At 60.8% G+C, this 20,652-nt stretch carries 20 protein-coding genes and 1 tRNA gene; 14 read left to right on the forward strand and 7 right to left on the reverse strand.

The features are described from left to right. Positions 1-23 precede the first annotated feature (23 nt). From selA to NUH87_RS02440, 4 genes are all read left to right on the forward strand, one after another. Entirely contained in the window at positions 24-1,520 is a 1,497-nt protein-coding gene (selA, locus tag NUH87_RS02425; protein WP_338524555.1) for an L-seryl-tRNA(Sec) selenium transferase, read from the forward strand. Continuing rightward, the gene (selB, locus tag NUH87_RS02430) at positions 1,517-3,436 is read left to right on the forward strand and encodes a selenocysteine-specific translation elongation factor (RefSeq protein WP_338524556.1); all 1,920 of its coding nucleotides are present in this window, start codon (positions 1,517-1,519) and stop codon (positions 3,434-3,436) included. Before selA ends, selB begins: the two co-directional genes overlap by 4 nt. 9 nt (positions 3,437-3,445) lie before the next feature. Next, positions 3,446-3,541, forward strand: a tRNA-Sec gene (locus NUH87_RS02435). 80 nt (positions 3,542-3,621) lie between these two features. Next, positions 3,622-4,131 carry a cupin domain-containing protein gene (locus NUH87_RS02440; RefSeq protein WP_338524557.1) on the forward strand — a complete coding sequence of 170 codons (510 nt, stop codon included), beginning with the start codon at positions 3,622-3,624 and terminating at the stop codon, positions 4,129-4,131. Between the two features lie 13 nt (positions 4,132-4,144). Here NUH87_RS02440 and NUH87_RS02445 read toward each other — a convergent pair whose 3' ends face one another. Beyond that, positions 4,145-4,759: a TetR/AcrR family transcriptional regulator gene (locus NUH87_RS02445; protein WP_338524558.1), complete on the reverse strand. Its 615-nt coding sequence runs from the start codon at positions 4,757-4,759 to the stop codon at positions 4,145-4,147. A 146-nt stretch (positions 4,760-4,905) separates the two neighbouring features. On the opposite strand from NUH87_RS02445, the gene NUH87_RS02450 reads away from it, so the two are divergent. The 4 genes from NUH87_RS02450 (at position 4,906) to NUH87_RS02465 (ending at position 7,060) form a co-directional block, all read left to right on the forward strand. After that, complete coding sequence (locus NUH87_RS02450) at positions 4,906-5,346, forward strand: hotdog fold domain-containing protein (protein ID WP_338524559.1); 441 nt, start codon at positions 4,906-4,908, stop codon at positions 5,344-5,346. Positions 5,347-5,427: 81 nt separating this feature from the next. After that, the gene (locus tag NUH87_RS02455) at positions 5,428-5,838 is read left to right on the forward strand and encodes a DUF2946 domain-containing protein (protein ID WP_338524560.1); all 411 of its coding nucleotides are present in this window, start codon (positions 5,428-5,430) and stop codon (positions 5,836-5,838) included. Positions 5,839-5,966: 128 nt separating this feature from the next. Further along, a complete protein-coding gene (locus tag NUH87_RS02460; protein WP_040067201.1) occupies positions 5,967-6,572 on the forward strand; it encodes an SCO family protein in 606 nt (201 codons plus the stop codon). 29 nt (positions 6,573-6,601) lie between these two features. Further along, positions 6,602-7,060 carry a copper chaperone PCu(A)C gene (locus tag NUH87_RS02465; RefSeq protein WP_338524561.1) on the forward strand — a complete coding sequence of 153 codons (459 nt, stop codon included), beginning with the start codon at positions 6,602-6,604 and terminating at the stop codon, positions 7,058-7,060. Between the two features lie 170 nt (positions 7,061-7,230). On the opposite strand, the gene NUH87_RS02470 is transcribed toward NUH87_RS02465, so the two are convergent. The 5 genes from NUH87_RS02470 to NUH87_RS02490 form a co-directional block, all read right to left on the reverse strand. Next, complete coding sequence (locus NUH87_RS02470) at positions 7,231-9,231, reverse strand: U32 family peptidase (protein WP_338524562.1); 2,001 nt, start codon at positions 9,229-9,231, stop codon at positions 7,231-7,233. Between the two features lie 121 nt (positions 9,232-9,352). Continuing rightward, entirely contained in the window at positions 9,353-9,733 is a 381-nt protein-coding gene (locus NUH87_RS02475; RefSeq protein WP_338524563.1) for a RidA family protein, read from the reverse strand. Between the two features lie 143 nt (positions 9,734-9,876). After that, positions 9,877-10,932 carry a sulfotransferase gene (locus tag NUH87_RS02480; protein ID WP_338524564.1) on the reverse strand — a complete coding sequence of 352 codons (1,056 nt, stop codon included), beginning with the start codon at positions 10,930-10,932 and terminating at the stop codon, positions 9,877-9,879. Positions 10,933-11,004: 72 nt separating this feature from the next. After that, positions 11,005-12,681 carry a bifunctional sulfate adenylyltransferase/adenylylsulfate kinase gene (locus NUH87_RS02485; protein ID WP_338524565.1) on the reverse strand — a complete coding sequence of 559 codons (1,677 nt, stop codon included), beginning with the start codon at positions 12,679-12,681 and terminating at the stop codon, positions 11,005-11,007. A 347-nt stretch (positions 12,682-13,028) separates the two neighbouring features. Then, on the reverse strand, positions 13,029-13,631 hold the full coding sequence (locus NUH87_RS02490; RefSeq protein ID WP_338524566.1) for a TetR/AcrR family transcriptional regulator: 603 nt from the start codon (positions 13,629-13,631) through the stop codon (positions 13,029-13,031). 96 nt (positions 13,632-13,727) lie between these two features. Here NUH87_RS02490 and NUH87_RS02495 point away from each other — a divergent pair, with 96 nt between their 5' ends. The 3 genes from NUH87_RS02495 to NUH87_RS02505 all read left to right on the forward strand — a co-directional run bounded on the left by NUH87_RS02495 (position 13,728) and on the right by NUH87_RS02505 (position 16,651). Beyond that, positions 13,728-14,549 (forward strand): enoyl-CoA hydratase/isomerase family protein, encoded by an 822-nt coding sequence (locus NUH87_RS02495; protein WP_338524567.1) that lies wholly within the window; start codon positions 13,728-13,730, stop codon positions 14,547-14,549. A 62-nt stretch (positions 14,550-14,611) separates the two neighbouring features. Then, complete coding sequence (locus NUH87_RS02500) at positions 14,612-15,433, forward strand: enoyl-CoA hydratase/isomerase family protein (protein WP_338524568.1); 822 nt, start codon at positions 14,612-14,614, stop codon at positions 15,431-15,433. A gap of 75 nt (positions 15,434-15,508) precedes the next feature. Beyond that, a complete protein-coding gene (locus NUH87_RS02505) occupies positions 15,509-16,651 on the forward strand; it encodes a zinc-binding dehydrogenase (protein WP_338524569.1) in 1,143 nt (380 codons plus the stop codon). A 20-nt stretch (positions 16,652-16,671) separates the two neighbouring features. Here the strand turns inward: NUH87_RS02505 and NUH87_RS02510 are convergent, their stop codons facing one another. Beyond that, positions 16,672-17,811: an FAD binding domain-containing protein gene (locus NUH87_RS02510; RefSeq protein ID WP_338524570.1), complete on the reverse strand. Its 1,140-nt coding sequence runs from the start codon at positions 17,809-17,811 to the stop codon at positions 16,672-16,674. A 284-nt stretch (positions 17,812-18,095) separates the two neighbouring features. Between NUH87_RS02510 and NUH87_RS02515 the strand changes: the two genes are divergently transcribed. From NUH87_RS02515 to NUH87_RS02525, 3 genes are all read left to right on the forward strand, one after another. Continuing rightward, the gene (locus NUH87_RS02515; RefSeq protein ID WP_338524571.1) at positions 18,096-18,755 is read left to right on the forward strand and encodes a DsbA family oxidoreductase; all 660 of its coding nucleotides are present in this window, start codon (positions 18,096-18,098) and stop codon (positions 18,753-18,755) included. 43 nt (positions 18,756-18,798) lie between these two features. Then, positions 18,799-19,911, forward strand: a complete 1,113-nt coding sequence (locus tag NUH87_RS02520) for an alkene reductase (RefSeq protein WP_338524572.1) — start codon at positions 18,799-18,801, stop codon at positions 19,909-19,911. 81 nt (positions 19,912-19,992) lie between these two features. After that, positions 19,993-20,637, forward strand: a complete 645-nt coding sequence (locus NUH87_RS02525) for a DsbA family protein (protein WP_338524573.1) — start codon at positions 19,993-19,995, stop codon at positions 20,635-20,637. Positions 20,638-20,652 lie beyond the last annotated feature (15 nt).

Genomic DNA, 20,652 nt, shown 5'->3' on the forward strand with positions numbered 1-20,652 from the left:
ATCGCGTATTCAGGAAACCGCTGATGTCTTCGAGCCTTGCCGCCGTCCCGCCCCGCCTGCCTTCCATCGACAGCCTTTTGCGCAATTCCGCCTGCCAGCCCCTGGTCGAGCGCTACGGCCGTGATGCCTTGCTGGCGACCTTGCGGCATCTGCTCGACGAACTGCGTGAACCGGTCCGCTCAGGCCAACTCTGTGCCGCCGAACTGACCCCGGCAGTCCTCGCGGGCAGGGCCGGCGAGCGCCTGTTCAACCAGCACCGCAGCCGTGTGCAACGGGTGTTCAACCTGACCGGCACGGTATTGCACACCAACCTCGGCCGGGCGCTGCTGCCTGAAGTCGCCATAGACGCCGTGCAAACCGCGGCCCGTTACCCGCTCAACCTCGAATTCGACCTGCACAGCGGCAAGCGCGGCGACCGTGACGACCTGATCGAGGGTCTGATTCGCGAGCTGACCGGCGCCGAAGCCGTCACCGTGGTCAACAACAATGCCGCCGCCGTGCTGCTCGCCCTCAACAGCCTGGGGCAGCGCAAGGAGGGCATCATCTCCCGGGGCGAGTTGATCGAGATCGGCGGGGCCTTTCGCATTCCCGACATCATGGCCCGCGCCGGCGTCCGCCTGCATGAGGTGGGCACCACCAATCGCACCCATGCCCGTGACTATGAAAGCGCCATCGGCCCGCGCAGCGGTTTGCTGATGCGCGTGCACGCCAGCAACTACAACATCCAGGGCTTCACCGCCCAGGTGCCCACCGCCGAGTTGGCGCGGATTGCCCATCGGCATGGCTTGCCGCTGCTCGAAGACCTGGGCAGCGGCAGCCTGCTGGACCTCACCCGCTGGGGCCTGCCTGCCGAACCGACGGTGCGCCAGGCGCTGGAGGACGGCGCCGATATCGTCACTTTCAGCGGCGATAAATTGCTCGGCGGTCCCCAGGCCGGCTTGATTGTCGGGGGCAAGGAACTGATCGCGAAGATCAAGAAGAACCCGCTCAAACGGGCGTTGCGGGTGGACAAGCTGACCCTCGCCGCACTGGAGGCGGTGCTGGGGCTGTACCGCAACCCGGACCGTCTGGCCGAACGCCTGCCCAGCCTGCGCCTGCTGACCCGGCCCCAGGTCGAGATCCTCGCCCAGGCCGAACGCCTGTGCCCGATACTGGCCGGTGTATTGGGAGAGGGCTGGAATGTCTCGGCCGTTCCGGCGCTGGGCATGATCGGCAGCGGCAGTCAACCGGTGGCGCGGCTGCCCAGCGCGGCGTTGTGCCTGCGGGCCAATACCTCGAAACGCCTGCGCGGTCGCAGCCTGCAGGGGCTGGAAGCAGCTTTGCGGGGCTTGCCGATTCCGGTGTTGGGGCGGATCGATGACGACGCCCTGTGGCTGGATCTGCGGCAGTTGGAGGACGAGGCGGTCTGGGTGGCACAGCTTGATGGGTTGAATCCTGGGACCGCGTCATCGTTTATCGCGAGCAAGCTCGCTCCTGCAAAAAGTGCGGTGGTGGGACCAACCAGGAGTCGGGCGGGGTGATCGTAGGGACGGCGGGGCATATCGACCATGGCAAGACCCGCCTGCTCCAGGCGCTGACCGGGCAGGCCGGCAACAAACGTCGAGAGGAGCGCGAGCGGGGTATCACCATCGACCTGGGTTATCTCTATGCGCCCCTTGCTGCCGACGCCGCGCTCACCGGCTTTATCGATGTGCCCGGTCATGAGCGGTTTATCCATAACATGCTGGCCGGTGCCCAGGGGATCGACCTGGTGTTGCTGGTGGTGGCCGCCGATGATGGGGTGATGCCCCAGACCCGTGAACACCTGGCGATTGTCGAGCTGCTGGGCATCCCCCGGGCGCTGGTGGCGATCAGCAAATGCGATCGGGTCGAGCCCGCGCGCAGGGCCCAGGTACGCCTCGAGATCCAGACGCTGCTAGCGGCTGGACCCTATGCACAGGCGCCGCTGGTCGAGGTGTCCAGTGTCACCGGCGAGGGGATCGAGACACTGCGCCAGGCCTTGCTCCAGGCCCAGGACGAGGTTCGCCGACGCAGTGACGAAGGCGGTTTTCGCCTGGCCATCGACCGTGCCTTCAACGTGACGGGTAGCGGCATTGTCGTCACGGGTACGGCCTTGTCCGGCCATGTCAGCACCGGTGACGTCCTGGCCTTAGGCCCCACGGGCAAAGCCGTTCGGGTCCGCGGCCTGCATGCGCAAAACCAGCCGGCCAGCGAAGCCTTCGCCGGGCAGCGGGTGGCGCTGAACCTGAGCGCCGAGCGCCTGACGCTCGAGCAGATTCATCGCGGCCACTGGTTGCAGGCCGAGTGGCTGCACGCGCCTACCCGGCGACTGGACATCGAACTGCAACTGCTGGCCAGCGAAGCACGAAAATTCGAACATTTCAGCCCGGTCCACATTCATCTGGGCACCCAGGATGTGCTGGGGCGGGTGGCCTTGCTGGACACCACGCAGCTGGAACCGGGAGGGCGGGCCTTTGCCCAGTTGCTGGCCCATGAGCCCTTGCAGGCCGTGCACGGTGACCGCCTGGTATTACGCGATCAAAGCGCACAACGGACCCTCGGCGGTGGACGGGTGCTCGATCCCTTTGCACCGACCCGGCAGCGGCGCAGCCCCGAACGTCTGGCGCAGTTACAGGCCTTGGCGCAGGCCCGGAGCCTGGAGGCGGTGTTGCCGGCATTGCTGGCCGGCTGCGCCGGCGGCCTCGATCCGCAACGCTTGGAACGCCAGTTCAATCGCCCGCGCGACACCTGGGAGCTGCCCGCCGATATCCGTGTGATCGCCACGCGCCAAGGATCGCTGCTATTCAGTAGCACCGGTTGGCAAGCGCACAAAGACGCGTTGCTCGCGCAACTGGCGCGCTTTCACGCGCTGGAGCCCGATCAACTGGGGCCGGATCGCGAGCGCTTGCGCCGCTTTGCCGCCTTGCCATTGGAACGACCGGCGTTCATCAGCCTGCTGGACGTGTTGCTCGACGACGGCATGATTGTCGCCAGCGGACCCTGGCTGCATCTGCCTGACCATCAGGTGTGCTTGAGCGAAGAGGACGAGGGCCTGTGGCGACAACTGCAACCGCTGCTGGAGCAGAGCGCTATCGATCCGCCCTGGGTTCGCGCCCTGGCACTCGCTACCGGGCGCGATGAAGACGCCGTACGTTTGCTGCTGTGCAAGCTGGCCCGGCTGGGGCTGGTGTACCGGGTGGTGCACGACCGTTTCTACACGGACGCGGCAGTCCGGCAATTGGCGGCTATGCTGGTGCAATTGGCGGCGGACAACCCGCCGGTGCGGGTGATCGCCTTTCGTGATCGGCTGGGGTTGGGGCGTAAACGCTGCATTCAGATACTGGAGTTTTTCGACCGTATCGGCCTGACCCGGCGAGTCGGCAATCTGCGCTACATTCGCGCCGACAGTGCACTGGCCCGGGAAGGGCAGGCATAAGGATTTCAAGGAAGGTAATCGCGCCCGGTGGCGCGGCCGGGCTTCAAACCCGGTTGGGGACGGCATCCGTTCCCGGGCAGGTTCGACTCCGGCTGCCTTCCGCCAATGCTTTCATTCGTCGCCCGGCGGGCGTCATACTCCGGGCGGCAACTCTCCCGACATCCCTCAGAAAGACGGCCCCTCCCATGGACAGACAGCCTCCCGATGCGCAGCAACTGGTTGCCGCCTTGAACCTGGAACCCCATGTGGAAGGCGGTTACTACCGGCGAACCTTTCAGGCCGATGGGCGCGCCATGCTCGCCACCGCCGATGGCGAACGCTACCTGATGACCTCCATCTACTACCTGTTGACCGAGGCCGCGCCCATCGGTCATTTCCACCTGAACCGGTCCGATATCCTGCACTACTACCATCTGGGCGACGCCATCGAGTACAGCCTCGTCTTTCCGGATGGCCGCTTGAAAACCGTGGTCATGGGCAGTGATGTCCGCGCCGGCCAGTGCCTGCAACTGCATGTTCCGGGCGGCGTCTGGAAAGCCTCGCGGCTGTTGGCCGGATCGACAGGCTACGGGCTGATCAGCGAGGCCGTGTGTCCCGGTTTCGACTTTGCCGACATGACCCTGGGGCGGTGCCACGAACTAGTCGCCCGGTTTCCCGAGCATGCACGACTGTTCGAGTTGCTGGCACACCCCTGAACCCCGCACTCGGCTAGATCTGCAGAGACCGCCAAGCGGCTTCGGCCAGTTCGGACCTGAAGATCCCCGGGCGACTCTGGACCCGTCCGGATAACCAGGCCCGACAGTAGTTCTCCGCCTGCCCGACAATCAACGACAGCAGCAGCTCCGCAGGAATGGCCTTGAGGCTGTCGGCGTGGGCCGGTTCACCCAGCCATTCGCGCAACTGTCGGTTACGGGCCTTGTTGCGCGTGGCTAATTCCGCGGCGTGGGGCCCCTGGGCCACGACAAAGCGCGCCTGGAACTGGAACCGCGCCCATTGCGGTTGTTCGTCGACCCAGTCGACATAGCTGTACACCAGCGCCTGCACACCGTCCTTCAAGGTCCGGGCCGCCGAGAGATAGCGCTCACGCAGCGCGGCCTGGTCCTCCAGCGCGGCGAAGAACAGCGCCGCCACCAATCCCTCCTTGTTGCCGAAGTGGTGATAGATCGCGCCCACGCTGGTGTCGCACTCGGCGCGGATGGTCTCGATCGTCGTGGCCTCGATCCCGTGCTCGTTGAAGCTGGACAGTGCCTGCGCCAGGATCGCGCGTTTCAATTCGGCCCGGCGGCCCGGGTAACAGCGTTCGAGAAGATCGAGGTTTTCCATGGAAACAACAACCTGAAGTCCGGTGGCAAGACAGCAATGGGAGGGAACAGCAGGGTGAGCTTGACAGATTTTCAACAAGCAGAATATTGTTCTTTTACAGAATAATATTCTGTTAATCGAACAAGACACCCACTGAGGTACACCCGATGAGCCAGTCCCTGAACATGTTCACCAGCGTAGGTCCGGAAAAATTCAGTCAGTTGGCCTGCCAGATGGCCCCTTACTTCAGCACCATCAACCCGTTGATCAGCGAACTGCGAGCCGGGTATTCGCAGGTCCAGGTGCCGTTTCGTCGGGAAATCACCAATCACCTGGGCACCGTCCACGCCATTGCCCTGTGCAATGCTGCGGAGCTGGCGGCCGGGGTGATGACCGATGTGTCGATTCCGGCCGGCGCCCGCTGGATTCCCAAGGGCATGACGGTCGAATACCTGGCCAAGGCCAAGACCGGCGTACATGCCGTGGCCGATGGCAGCGCCGTCGACTGGTCGACGGCGGGGGACAAGATCGTCGTGGTGGACATCCGTGACGAGGAGGGCGTGCAGGTGTTCACGGCGCGGATCACCATGAACGTCAAGCTGGCCTGAGGCGCTGAAGCCGTGGTGCGGCACTGGATGTGCCATTTTGTCGCACCACCCGCCACACCGTCGGTGTTACATTCTGCGCCCATGAAACCCATCCTGTGCCTTCGACCGTCCGGACGCCGCCGCACCGCCGCCTGGCTCAGCCTGCTGGCCATGCTGCTGGTCTTCGTCGGCCCGTTGATCGGGCAGGGGATGAGCCTGGCCCACGGCGCCGGCCCGTCGAACGAGGAAATCTGCGGCGCAGTGCCCGGCCCGGGTGTGGCAGCGCTGCAGGACTCCGGCTCGGCGGATCATCACGGTACGATGATCTGGGAGAAATGCGGTTACTGCTCGTTGCTGTTCCAGCACCCGGCGCTGGGCGACGCCCATGCCCTGGCTCCTCGCCTGGGACAGACCCCGGTCAGCTTTGCGCACCATCACTTCACCCCCGAGCAGGCCTCGGCCCCGGTTTTCCCGGGGGCCCGCTCCCGCGCACCGCCTCGCGCCAGCGTCTGATCCGCCGTATCGAACATTGTCGAGACGGCCTGCCGCCGATAAGCCCTTACGCTCCCTGATGCGCGTCAAGGCGCGTTTATCCGGCCACGCAAGGCCGCGACACCGCTTCACAGGAAGGACTACAGAACATGAATGAATTGCTGACTCGCCGCCAGGTCGTTGCCGGCCTTGGCTTGCTCGGCCTCGGCATGCTGACCGGTTGCGACAGCTCCAACGGCCTGTCGTACAAATACGGCAAGGACCTCAGCGACGAGATCCTCGGGCGGACCTTCAAACTGAAGGACACCGCGGGCAACGTCAAAACGCTCTCGAGTTTCCGCGGCATGATGCCGATGGTGTTTTTCGGCTTCACCCAGTGCCCGGCCGTCTGCCCGACCGCACTGGCCCGGGCGGTGCAGGCCAAGAAGCTGATGGGTCCGGACGGCGACCGATTGCAGGTGATCTTCATCACCCTGGACCCGGAACGCGATACGCCCAAGGTGCTCGATGCCTATGTAAAGGCCTTCGACCCGAGCTTTGTCGCACTCTATGGCAGCCTGGAAGAAACCGCGGCCACCGCCAAGGAATTCAAGGTGTTCTACGAAAAGATCCCCAGCGGCTCGACCTACACGCTGTCCCATACGGCGACCAGTTTTGTCTATGACACGCGGGGCGTGCTGCGCCTGGGGCTGTCGCCGTCGCTGTCGGCCAAGCAGTGCGCAGATGACTTGCTCACCGTGATGTCAGTCTGCTGATGAATACTCGAGCTTATAAGGTTGAAGCCATGAAATCCTTGAATACCCTGATGTTTTCCCTGCTCGCACTGCTGAGTATCCCGGCCTTTGCCCAAACCACCGTGGAAGATGCCTGGGTGCGCGCCACCGTGCTTGGCCAGCCTTCGAGCGGGGCCTTCATGCGGATCACTTCCAGCGAAGACGCCAAGCTGCTGGAGGCGAAATCGCCGGTGGCCAGGATTGTGCAGATCCACCAGTCGAAGATGGAAAACGACGTCATGAGCATGCAGCCGGTGGACTTCGTGCCGTTGCCGGCGGGCAAGCCGGTGGCCATCGAGCCCGAGGGCTATCACGTGATGCTGATCGACCTGGTGGGGCAGGTGAAGGAGGGCGACGAAGTGCCGCTGACGCTGGTGGTGGAAAACGCCAAGGGGATCAAGGAATCGATCGAGGTCAAGGCCAAGGCGCGGGCGCTGAACGGCATGGCCGACCACAGCAAGATGCACTGAATGTAGGTGCTGTGCTCTTTGACGCCGAGCGCGGTCTTGTGGCGGCGGGCTTGTCGGGACGCCGCACCGCTGCAAGTGAGGTGAGTAGTCTCCGAGTGATCCGCGTCTTCAGTCAATACAAAGGAACGGGGAGCTTTTGCTCCCCGTTCCTTTGTCGCACTCTCATGCACTCAATGCGGCGCCCGATGAATCGTCTTGAGCAGATCTTCAGGACTGATATGCCCGACGACTTGCTGCACCCCGCTACCCGGTTGCGGCAGGTCAAGGATATGCCCCTTGATCTTGCCGATCACGTGCATCTCGCAAGGCTTGCAGTCGAACTTCAGCGTCAGCACCTCGTCACCCTGTATCAGTTGCATCGGCGCGACCTTGGTCCGTACCCCCGTAACACCCTTGGCCTGCTTGGGGCAGAGGTTGAAGGAGAAGCGCAGGCAGTGTTTGGTGATCATCACCGGCACCTCGCCGGTTTCCTCGTGAGCCTCGAAGGCCGCGTCGATCAACTTGACGCCGTGACGGTGATAGAAATCGCGGGCCTTCTGGTTGTAGACGTTGGCCAGGAATGACAGGTGCGACTCCGGGTACACCGGTGGCGGAGTGGTCTCGGCCTTGCGACCGCCGCGGGGGTGAGCCTTGACGCGGGCTGCGGTCAACGCTTCGATGACCTCACGACGCAAGGTCTTGAGCTGCGAGTTGGGAATGAAATACGCCTGTGGTGCATCCAGCTTGATATCGGTGGCGTGGTACTGGGTGGTGCCCAGTTGGCCGAGCAGGTCGTGCAGTTGCTCCAGGGCCTGTTCCGGCTTGTTGGCGATCCCGAACGGCCCCTCCAGGGCAACGCTGGCGCTGACGCCTTCCTCGCTGGTGGCGGTCAGTTCCAGGCGCTCCTCACGCAGGCGAGCCACCCAGGAAAGACCGATCCGGCGTTCGGCGGATGTCTTGAGCAAGGCCTGCTGCCAGTTGTGGTCCAGGTTGCGGCTCAGCGGATGGTTTGGCCGCAGGCGGTGCATTCCCTCCGGCATTTCGTTGGGCTCGACGCGGTAGCGGTAGCGCTTCTCGCCGTCTTCTTCGAATTCGCCCCTGGGCTCGGCGATGTTGGCGCGGAAGCCCACCACCTCGCGCTTGATCTGCACATTGAGGCCGTCACCGTTGGACAGCGGCTCATGGGTCACTACCTGCAGGTCGCGCTTGCCGACTTTCTCCACCACGCCCACCGCCAAGCCGGTGAAGGTTGGCGTGTCGAAGGCGCCAATGTCGATCTTGCGATCAGTGACAAAGTAGTCGGTGCTGCCGCGATGGAAGGTCTTTTCCGGATCGGGCAGGAAGAAGTGCGCGGTACGGCCGCTGGAAGCGCGGGCCAGGTCCGGGCGGTCTTCGAGGACGTCGTCCAGGCGCTGGCGGTAGTAGGCGGTGATGTTCTTCACATAGCCCATGTCCTTGTAGCGGCCCTCGATCTTGAACGAGCGCACGCCGGCTTCAACCAGGGCGCGAATGTTGGCGCTCTGGTTGTTGTCCTTCATCGACAACAGGTGCTTTTCAAAGGCAACCACGCGACCCTGGTCGTCTTTCAGGGTGTACGGCAGGCGGCAGGCCTGGGAGCAGTCGCCACGGTTGGCGCTGCGGCCATTCTGCGCGTGGGAGATGTTGCATTGACCGGAGAACGCCACGCACAGCGCACCGTGGATGAAAAACTCGATCGCCGCATCGGTCTCGTCGGCGATGGCACGGATCTCTTGCAGGTTCAGCTCGCGGGCCAGTACCAGTTGGGAGAAGCCAGCCTGGTCGAGGAACTTCGCCCGCGCCAGGGTGCGGATGTCGGTCTGGGTGCTGGCGTGCAGCTCGATCGGCGGGATATCCAGTTCCATCACGCCCAGGTCCTGGACGATCAGCGCGTCGACGCCGGCATCGTAGAGTTGGTGGATCAGCTTGCGGGCCGGCTCCAACTCGTTGTCGTGCAGGATCGTATTGAGGGTGGTGAACACCCGGGCGTGGTAACGACGGGCGAACCCCACCAACTCGGCGATATCGCTCACCTCGTTGCAGGCGTTGTGACGGGCGCCGAAGCTCGGGCCGCCGATGTACACGGCATCGGCGCCATGCAGGATGGCCTCGCGGGCAATGGCCACATCGCGGGCGGGGCTGAGCAATTCCAGGTGGTGCTTGGGTAGGGACATGTTTTTTAGTCAGGCTTCACGGGCAAGGCGTGCATTGTAGCGGCGAAACGCCTGACCGGCACCCGTAGGCTGCCGGTCGGCGACCACTCGCCGGGCGGGACTGTAGGTCTTGGCCGTGAACTCAGCCCTTGGCCGCCATCGCGGTGACTTCCACGCGCATGCCTTCGACCGCCAGGGCCGCCACGCCGACGGCGGCACGCACCGGCCAGGGCTTGGCGAAGAAGCGTTGGTAGACTTCGTTGAAAGCGGCACGGTCAGCCATGTCGGTGAGGTAGATGGTCAGGTGCAGGACCCTGTCCATGGAACTGCCGGCGCGCTCCAGCGCGACCTTGAGCGCCTGCAGGGTACATTCGCTCTGCAGGGTAATGTCGCCCAGCTCCAGGCTGCCATCGGCACGGGTGGGGATCTGGGTGGAGACCAGCAGACCGCCGAAACCGGCGACATCGGAGGAGATGGATTCCGAGTCGGGGTCGGGGAGGAAAGTGAGGTCTTGGTTTGCCATGGGGGTCTTCCGCTGGGTCATCGTCGTGATCAGTGATCTTGTTCCAGTCACCCACACGCTACGTGTACGAGCCCTCGAGGGAGGGCCGTACCGTGGATGTCTGATTTGGGGTTGCAGCATAACATCCTGGAGGAGGGGACAGCCTATCGACTGCGTTCGAGCCGGTTGCGCACCGTGGCCAAGTAATCCGCACGGTATTGGCGCAAGATGTAGTCTTGGAAGTTTTCCTGTTCCAACTCTTGCCAGGCAAGTTTCCTGGCGTCACCTGAGCGTTCGGTGGCGACCTGCGACATGTGAGTGTCAAATTCAAAGTTGGCCTGCGTCATGGGTTCATAGCCATATCGCAACATGAACTCCTTGGACAGGGTCTCGATCATTTCGATCTCGTGAAGTTTCAGTTGCCCTTTGAATTTGTCAATGTTCGTGGTGATCGGAGAAAAGCAGTTCGATGACCAAAGCGCCGACATTTTTGAAATCTGCCTGGCCTCCTGCGACTCAGAGATATCCAGCATCTTGTCCAGAAATTGAATATCGAAAAATGTGCAGATCTGCTTGAGCGTGGTTTCTTCATCGAGCAGAAAGTCTTCATAGCGTATGGTCAACACGCGCCCCGGGTAGCGCTCGATCAAGGACTGGGCCGCTCGATGCGCAGCAACCCAGGTCTGGGTGTTGATCAAGGTATCAAAGTCATGAATGATCGCACGATTCATCGAGGCGACCTGAGCCCGTGGGTCCCGTACGACATTGAGCAGCAGCATGTGTGGAAAAAGCTCCATGAGCTCATGGGCGTAGTGCACATCGTCGAGAGACTTGTCCATCACGACACGCGCTTGATGCTGTTCAGCGGCGCATAACAGCAGCTCCCAGGCAATTCGATGAACGCTGCGTGGTTCGTGGCGGACCCTCTCGAAGATATCGACCGGATCGAAGGCCATGCCCGGCCATTTGACGATGCTGGCCGCCTGCAGGCCGACAACATCGACCACCATGCGAAAATAGGCATTGTCATCGGCAAGATCGCCATACAGGGGGACAATCGGCATGAAGTCGGCGAGGTGCAGTGGATAAGGCGAATAGAACTGTGGATTGAGATTGAGGCGTAGCCGCAGTGCATGACTGCCGCACCGACGCAGCGGGATCATCAATATGGGCCGCGGACGCGCTTTGCCATCGGACACAGGTTTGTCAGTGACGTTCACATCGTTCTCCTTTGGGACACAGCGGGCTCAACAGGTTTGGACGGCATTGAACTGACATGACGCTATTGCGGTTCAGGACTCATGAAGGAGGGAGGAGGGGAGGTAATCCAGCTCGACCAGGGTGGAAATGATCAACTCCACCGCCTGGGCCGCGCTCAAACAGGCGGTATCAATTCGTAAATCCGGACTCAGCGGTGGCTCGTAGGGCGCGTCAATACCCGTCATCCCCTTGAGTTGCCCAGCCCGCGCCTTGGCATACAAGCCCTTTCGGTCACGGCTCTCGCAAACTTCCAGGTCCGCCGCGATGTATATCTCGAAAAAGGCCGTCTTGTGTGTCATGGCCAACTCTCGACAGACCTGGCGCGTGCTCGCATAGGGGGAAATACAGGCGCATATGGCGACACCACCGGCCCGAGCGATCTCGACAGCCACAAAGCCGATGCGTTCGACATTGGTCTCACGGTCCTCTTTCGAGAAGCCGAGTCCCTTGGAGAGGCTATGTCGGACAATATCGCCATCCAGCAAGCTGACGGTTCGTCTCCCGTCTTCCCGCAGTCGCACGGCAACGCCATTGGCAATCGTTGACTTGCCGGCGCCCGACAGCCCCGTAAAGAAGAGAACAAATCCCTGTTGTTGTTTCGGACGATAGGATCGACGCAGTTCCGCGACGATATCGGGTGTACTGAACCAATCGGGAATCTCGGCGCCGCTGGCCAGCTTTTCTCTGACGGCTGTTCCCGACAGGCTCAGCACGGGGGCGCCACGTGGCACCTCCGAGGCCGGCGCATAACGCCGCTCCTCCTTGAGGTATAACATTTCCTCGAAGGCAAGAATCTGCAGGCCGATTTCCTGTGCATGTGCCAACGCCAGTTCCTGGGCGGCATAGGGGGCATAAAAGGCCTTGCCTTGCTTGTCATTGCCGGGGCCTGCGTGATCACGTCCGACGATGAAATGCGTTGCCCCAAAGTTCTTGCGAATCAGCGCATGCCAAACGGCTTCGCGGGGACCGCCCATTCGCATGGCCAGCGGCAGTAACGACAGCATTACGGCATCGGTTGCGTATGACTTCAAGGCGTGTTTGTAACACCTGACACGTGTGTAGTAATCGATATCATCCGGCTTGGTCAAACCCACCACCGGCTGGAGCAACAAGGCCGCATTGGCCTGTTTCATGGCACGACGGGTCAATTCGATATGGGCACAATGCATCGGGTTGCGTGTTTGAAAGGCAACGACTGCCTTCCAGCCGCGCCGGGCTATTTCCTGTTTGACTTGACGGGGTGACAAACGCAGGTCAACAAAATCATAGTGCGTAACCGAGTCAACTTTTTTAATGCTACCGCCGACATTAAAAGGATGTTGACGAAACAATGCCGCCACACCTGGATGGCCCTTATCCTGGGTGCCGAAAACGCGCAGTGCTTCGAGGTGATGGTCCGGCTGGTAGATCGAGTCGATCGTCAACACCGCCAGCGTGACGCCTTCCGGGTCACGTAGAGCCAACTCGGCCCCCGGCACCAGCTGATCAGCCAATGTTTGCGGGATATCCAGGGTGATGGGCATGGGCCAAAGGGCACCGGAACCCAATCTCATGTGATGAACGACGCTGAGATAATCCTCCAGGCCCAGAAAACCGCTCAGTGGCGAAAAGGCTTCGTTGACGATCATCTCCAGATCGCAGAGTTGTCTCGCGGATAGCACCCAGAAAGGAAGGGAGGAGACTCTATGTTTTTCTTGGTAGTGTTCCATCTATCCATCTCCCTTTGTTCGTTCGACCTGATCTGTTTCAGCGCGCGCCGCAAACCACGGCATCCATAGGATTCACGGGGGAGTACATTGCCGTTTGCCTTCGGACATTACGCTGCGGAATACAAATGCCGGCCATGGGCGAGTATCCATTAAATGACAGCTGATTTCAAAAACAGGGGTTTTTCGGAGGGGGGAAATTGGATTGCTTCAGAATCCTTGTCCATGCGCTGACTCCCTGTATACAGATGGCGTTACGCAAATCAGAGTAAAGATTGATGGCAAAGGGCTGTCAATGCATATCAATAGAACAAAACAGAATTAAGGGGACAACCAGGTAGCGCAAGCTTTCAGGCAGGCTGGCTGGGGTTGTCGATGCCCGGTCCACCTGCATGATTGGCGATCATGGCCTTGAGGAAGGTCTTCCCGGCACTGAGTACCTCAAGCTGGGCTTCTTGGGTGGGCATGGCGCGCGCCATCAGGACGGTTCCAACCATCTGCGCAGTGAAGGCCCATGCCAGCGCCTCGCTGCCGAGCTTTTCAGCCAGTATGGCGATGTTCTTGCGCTGTTCACGCTCGAACAGCATCTTGACGTCGGGAGCCGCCCGCCCGATTTCGGCGCCCAAGGCAGGGAGCACACATCCGGCACTTGGACACTTCACGTGGGGCAGGCTCAGATAGCGATCCACCTCAAAGTCTATCCATGCCTCGGGCGAATCGTGTGGATTGGTCTCCCAGATGGCTCGGCTTTGGCACAGTTCAGTGACGACGAGGGCTTGCAGCAGCTCATTCTTGGAAGCGAAGTTGCTGTAGAAAGCGCCACTCGTGACCCCGGCTTCCGCCATCAACGCATCGACCCCGGTGGCGGCAAATCCATTGTTCTTGATCAGGGCGCCGCTGCTCTTGAGCAGCTGTTTGCGTCGCTCCTCCTTGTAACCGGCTGGATATCGCATGCTTCCTCTTTAATCGCAGTGTCTTGACAGCCCATACAGCGTAGCATAGCGTTCGTTACGATAACGAACGTTATCCAATCGATCCAAGGAGGTTATATGAGCGTCAGCCAGTTCCAGATTGAAGAGGTCTCCAATGCCTATTGGCGGGTCCGCTTCGAGAACCCTCCCGTCAACCTCGTCAACGCGCAGACGGTGTTGCAGTTCCAGGCCGTGGTCGATCGCATCGAGGCGAGCCAGACACTGCGCGTGGTGGTCTTCGAAAGCGCGAATACCGACTATTTCTTTGGTCGCTACGATCTTGCCCGCGTGGGGGATACCCCCGTTTCCAACGGCCCCAGTGGCCTACCGACGTGGATCGACATGACGGTGCGCCTGAGTCAGGCTCCAGCCGTCAGCATCGCCTTGATTCGTGGTCGCACGCGTGGCGGCGGAGCGGAACTGGCGTTGGCAATGGATATGCGTTTTGCCAGCATCGAACGTGCAATCCTTGGCCAACCCGAGGTAGGCGCCGGGGTGCTTCCCGGCGGCGGCGCGATCGAGCGCCTGCCGCTGTTGACCGGCCGCGCCCGCGCACTGGAAATCATCCTCGGCAGCGACGACTTCGATGCCTTGACGGCGGAGCGCTACGGGTGGATCAACCGCGCGCTTGCGGATACGGAGCTGGACGGCTTCGTCCACGGGCTCGCGCAAAGAATTGCCTCATTCGACCGAGAAGCGATCGCCGAGGCGAAGCGTCTGGTCAACCGCCGTGCGCTACCGGACCCGCGTGATCTCGTCGAAACGCAGAACGTGTTTCTCAATACCATGGTTCATTGGCCATCAACCGGCGAGCGCCAGGTACGGATCGGCAAGAAAGTGGCGCAAGTCGGCCCGGCCGAATTCGAGCGCAACATGGGCCACCACCTGGCCAATCTCTGAATTCGTGTTTGAATTTCGAGTCATGGAATAACGATCGTTACTAAAAAATAAGGAATCCTCAAATGAGCACCGGCACGTCCCAGTTCAAGCTGACCAAGGTCACTCCGGGTTACTGGCGCCTGACCTTCGAAAACCCGCCGATCAACATGATCGACCCCCAATCCATGCTTGAACTCCAGGAGCTGCTCAGCCAATTCGAGACGGATCCGGAGCTGAAAGTGGTGGTGTTCGACAGTGCCGATCCTGAGTTCTTCATTGCCCATTTCGATATCAACAAGACCGCCGAGATGTCGAGGACACCGGGGCCGACCGGCTACTCGCCCTGGATCGATGTCACCCTGCGCCTGTCGCGCGCCCCGGTGATCAGCATCGCGGCGATCCGCGGCCGCGCGCGGGGTGTCGGCAGCGAGTTCGCCCTGGCCTGCGACCTGCGTTTCGCCAGCCTGGAGAAGGCCATCCTGGCCCAGGTGGAAGTGGGTTCCGGCCTGCTCCCGGGCGGTGGTGCGGTCGAGCGGCTGCCCTTGCTGACCGGTCGGGCGCGCGCCTTGGAGATCATGATTGGCTCCGGTGACTACGACGCCGCCACCGCCGAGCGCTACGGCTGGATCAACCGTGCCATTCCCGATGCCGAGTTCGATGCCTGGATTGACGCCTACGCCCGCCGGGTGGCCTCGTTCGACAAGCAGGCGCTGGCGACCACCAAGGAGCTGATCAATCGGCACACCGTGCCCGATCCGAACGAGCTGCTTGAAACTGCCAAGGTCTTCATGTCGGCGTTCACCTGGGAGGGCTTCCGCGAACGCTCCGGCAAGCTTGCCGCTGCCGGCATCGGCAAGCGGGGTGATTTCGAGCTTAACTTTGGCGATCGCCTCGCAGAGTTGTGAGACAGCGCCTGGCGGCCTTGCGAGAACCACGGCGCTGCCAGGCAGTATCCACCACCCCCAAAACCAGGAGGTACCATGACCGCCACCATCCCACAAACCGGTCTGCAACTACGTTCATTGATCACACGCGCCGGGCAGCTGGAGCTGTCGCTGATCGACCAGCCCGTGCCGACCCCGGGACCGGATGAGGTACTGATCCGTGTCGAGGCATCCCCGATCAACCCGTCCGACCTCGGCCTGTTGATCGGGCCGGCCGATTTGTCGACGCTCAAGGTCTCCGGCACCGCCGAGCGGCCGGTGGTCACGGCAACCGTTCCGGAGGCCGCCTTGCGCGCGGTGGCAGGGCGACTCGATCGTTCCATGCCGGTGGGTATCGAAGGCGCTGGCCTGGTGGTGGCCGCCGGGTCGTCACCGGCGGCGCAAGCGCTATTGAACCGCCGGGTTGCGGCGATGGGGGAGGCGATGTATGCGCAATATTGCTGTGTGCCGGCCCAGCAATGCATGGCACTGCCGGACGACGTCAGCGCAGTCGATGGCGCATCAGCTTTCATCAATCCGATCACGGCGCTAGGCATGGTAGAGACCATGCGTAGCGAAGGCCATGGCGCGCTGGTCCATACCGCGGCCGCGTCGAACCTGGGTCAGATGCTCAACCGCATCTGCCAGGCCGAGGGTGTGAAGCTGGTCAATATCGTGCGCAAGCCCGAACAGGCCAAGCTGTTGCGCGAGCTGGGCGCTACTTACGTTTGTGACAGCAGCGCGGAAAACTTCATGGCCGACCTGACCGAAGCCGTGGCGGCCACGGGCGCGACCATTGCCTTCGACGCCACCGGCGGCGGAAAGCTCGGCGGACAGATCCTCGGCTGCATGGAAGCGGCCCTCAAGCGCTCCGCCAAGGAGTACAGCCGCTATGGCTCGACCACCCATAAGCAGTTGTACGTCTACGGTTTCCTGGACAACAGCCCGACGCAGTTTTCGAACAGCTGGGGCATGGCCTGGTCGATGGGAGGCTGGCTGCTGATGCCGTTCATGCGCAAGGCGGGCCCGGTCGTCATGCAGCACTTGAAGGATCGGGTGGCGCGGGAACTGAAGACCACATTTGCCAGCCATTACTCCACGCACGTTTCACTGGCCGAGGCGCTGCAGGCCAGTGCCATAGCGCAATATTCACGGCGTGCCACGGGCGAGAAAGCGCTGATCGTGCCGAACAGGGATTGATGCGCAGGTGGTCTGACTGCCTATTTACCGATACCCATGATCCGGTTGCCCATATCAATGCCCCAGTCGCTCATGATGTTGCCTTCGTTCAGCTGATGTTTTTCCCAGAGGCGCAACCCCTCATCGATGTTGGAGCGGTTGGCCAACACTTTCGCGAGTGTCACCGCATTTGCAGCTGCTTTTGCGGTGCTGCCCGCGGTATGGGGCCGAGGGATAAAGGCGGCATCACCGACTAATATCACCCGATTGAAAACCATCTGCGCAACCTTGAGATCCAGAATCGACTGGACAAAAATCTCGTCCGTCCGTTGAATCAACTCGAGAAAAGCGGGGTTGATGCGTTCCCCAGCCATTTTTCGGAAAGCCTCATCCTGACTTTTTGCCATTGCTCCAGGCGGGATGGAGCTTTCGCGTTGGCGTCCCATGTTGTCCGTCATCACGGCGTCCAGTTCCGCTCCAGGGGCTGCTTTCAGGTACCAAAGCCAGTTGAATCTGCGCTCACCAACAGCGATCGAGCCGTCGGCACCTGGCACCATGTACTCGAGCATCAACGACTCCGGATCCTGCTGAAAAACGAAGTCTTCATAGATCTGGTCTTTCGCCGCCTTGGGGAGGTCGGATTCATTCAACAGTCCACGCCACACTACGTAGCCGGAATAGGCGGGGTTGACTCCTGGAAGCACCAGGCTGCGAACCGTTGAACCACCGCCGTCCGCACCAATCAGGATGTCGCCATCCGCGGTGGTACCGTCTTCAAAATTCGCCGTAACGCCGTTTTCATGCTGCTCAAGCCCGATCAGCTTTTTACCTCGATGATAATTTTCCTCCGGCAGGGCATTGAGCAGGTTGCTGTAAAGGGTGTTCCACGACGTTTGGGTCTGAGGCGCGTGTTGTTTGTGCAGGATCCCCCCAAAACGGTCCAGATAGGTCCGATGGTTTGAGCGAACGCCCAACGCCTGGGTTGGCTTGATGCCTGAAAACTTGAACGCCTCGATGACTTCGTGTTGAAGCACGATTCCGCCGCCCCGGCTGTCGAGTGTCGCGGGGGAGCGCTCATAGACTTCCACTTGCCAGCCGATTGCACGGAGCGCAGTCGCTGTGAACAGTCCTCCCAGCGAACCGCCGATGATCAGGGCCTTACACATTCTTTGGTCAGACATTTTCAATCTCCATCCCGCAGGTTTTTCCGGGTGCGATGACATTCGGGAGTGAATGAGACAGGACCATCTCCTGCCGTTGTATGGCCAGAAGATAAGTCCGCTGGTTCGCTTGGAGAATATGACGGCAACGCAACTGCGCTTTGCGTTTTACGCAACGTGGCGTGGAGACTGACGGCCCTATCGTTGCTTTCTGCGCAATACCACTTTGCACAACGTGTGGATTCTCGGAAGGCCTGTCGGCGCCTACCTTGGGGGTGTGAAAACATTCAACCAGGAAGGCTGCCATGAACGTGCAAACATCCAATAGCGTCAGTTCAAATATCCAAGTGGCTTACGACTTCATTTGCCCTTGGTGCTGGATCGGTGAGGAAAATCTGGAGCGAGCCCTTGTTGCTGCAGATCTTTCTGTCGACAGCCACATTACTTTTCTACCGTATCAATTGAATCCGGACATGCCTGTAGAGGGCATGGACCGCAAAGCCTATCGGTCAGCCAAATTCGGCAGTTGGGCGCGCAGTCAAGCCATGGACGCCCAGGTCACAGCCGCCGGACGTGCTGTCGGCCTGAAGTTCGACTATGAGCGAGCAGAGAAAACCCCCAACACGCTGGCGGCGCATCGGCTGGTATGGCGTGAACAGCAAGCAGGCAGAAACGCATCCTCCCTGGTCAAGGCCATTTTCAAGGCCTACTTCGGTGAAGGGCGGGATATCGGCGACTTGAACGTGCTAGCTGACATCGCTGCTGAAACCGGTCTGGATCGCGCCAAGGCCCTCGGTTTCCTTGAGTCGGGTGAAGGCACGACGGAGTTACTGGAACTCGAAGCCGCCACAAAGGCATCCGGTATTCGATCTGTGCCGAGCATCCATATCGGCGCACACGTCATCAGTGGCGCACAGCCCCTGGAAGTCATGGCACAAGTCCTACGGCAAAGTCAGCTTGCTTGATCGCGGGCACTATTTTTAATTCCCATAAGTTGAGGAAAGTTTCATGACCGAGCACTTGTTCACCCCAATCAAACTTGGCCAATTGACGCTCAAGCACCGTGTCGCGATGGCTCCCCTTACTCGCTCCCGAGCAGGCCAACCGGGCAACGTACCGACACCAATGAACGTCGAGTACTACCGTCAGCGAGCCAGTGCAGCCTTGATCATCAGTGAGGCGACACAGATTTCGCAGCAGGGCCAAGGCTATGCGTGGACGCCCGGTATCCACAGCAAAGAACAGATACTGGGTTGGAAAGCCGTCAGTGAAGCCGTACACGCAGAAGGTGGGCACATCTTCCTCCAGCTCTGGCATGTCGGGCGTGTCTCGCACCCGGTATTTCAGCCCGATGGCGGCCTCCCGGTGGCACCGTCGGCACAACCGGTTCCTGGCAAGACCTTCATCATCAATGAGGCCGGGGAGGGTGTCTGGGGAGATGTGCCCGTCCCTCGGGAGCTGGATATCCCGGGGATAGAAGCGATCATTGCCGATTACCGAAAAGCAGCACGCAATGCCCTGCTTGCCGGCATGGACGGCGTGGAAATTCACGCGGGTAATGGCTACCTGCTCGACCAATTTATCAATAGCGCCAGTAATAAGCGCAATGACCTCTATGGCGGCAGTATCGAAAACCGGGCCCGACTGTTGCTCGACGTCGTGGCGGCCGTTGCCGAGGAAGTGGGAGCCGACCGGGTTGCGGTTCGCCTGACGCCCATGGGGCGATTCATGGGCATGGGGGATGACACGCCGGAACAGACCTTCGGCTACATCGTAGCCAGGCTCAATGACTGGAAATTGGCTTACCTTCACCTCGTAGAACCCATGATGGTCGGTACTGTTCTCGATCAGGATACCGACCCGCGCTGGGACACCATCATCAAGCAATTGCGCAACGACTATCACGGCGTACTGATGCTTGCCGGTGGTTACTCCGGTGAAACAGCTGAACAGGCCATCGCAGCCGGGCGGGCAGACGTGATTGCTTTCGGCAGGCCCTTTATCGCCAATCCTGACTTGCCCGCTCGCTTGCTGGGTCAGACCGATCTTAATCCAGCCGACGGCAACAGCTTTTTTGGCGGCGACGCCAAGGGGTACATCGACTATCCGGCATTGGCCTGAAGCAATCGCCTGATGTCGGTGAGATTTGTCATTACAACATCGGTGGCCGCGCGGTCATCGGTGTTCTTTCGGAGAATGGATATGCGTACTGCAATTTTGCATTACCTCTACGACCCCTTCTGTGGCTGGTGCTATGGGGCGGCACCGATGGTCAGTGCAGCCATGACTGTTCCTGGCTTGGACATCCAAGCCCACGGTGTGGGCATGCTGTCAGGAGACAGAAGCAAGATCATGTCGAGCGAATGGCGGGATTTTGTTCGCCCTCACGAAGCGCGAATTACCGCCTTCAGCAAACAGACCTTCTCGGATGCCTACGTCCAGGGCGTACTCGAGCATGAAAATGTCCGGCTCGACTCTTCGCCACCGATAGCCGCCATGCTGACGGCTCAACACCTGTCCGGGCGCGGTATCGAAATGCTCAAGCGTCTGCAAACGGCTTACTACCAGGAGGGGCGAGCCATCGCTGATCGTGCAGTGATTGCTGAAATAGCCAGTGAGCTTGGCTTCAAGCCTGATGTTTTTATGGAAACAATGGATTCGGTTACGACAAGCACATTGCAAGGCCACATCCAGCAAAGCAACGAGCTGCTCGAAACACTGCATGCCCGAGGCTTTCCGGCCTTTGCGCTGGAGATCGAAGGTCAAATGGAGGTGTTGCCCATGGGGCATTATCTGAGTCGGCCAGCGTTATTCAAGACGGATATTGAAAGCCGTTTGAACGCATGAGCTTTCTGTCTAATC

The organism is Pseudomonas batumici (assembly GCF_036585405.1).
Lineage (GTDB): Bacteria > Pseudomonadota > Gammaproteobacteria > Pseudomonadales > Pseudomonadaceae > Aquipseudomonas > Aquipseudomonas batumici.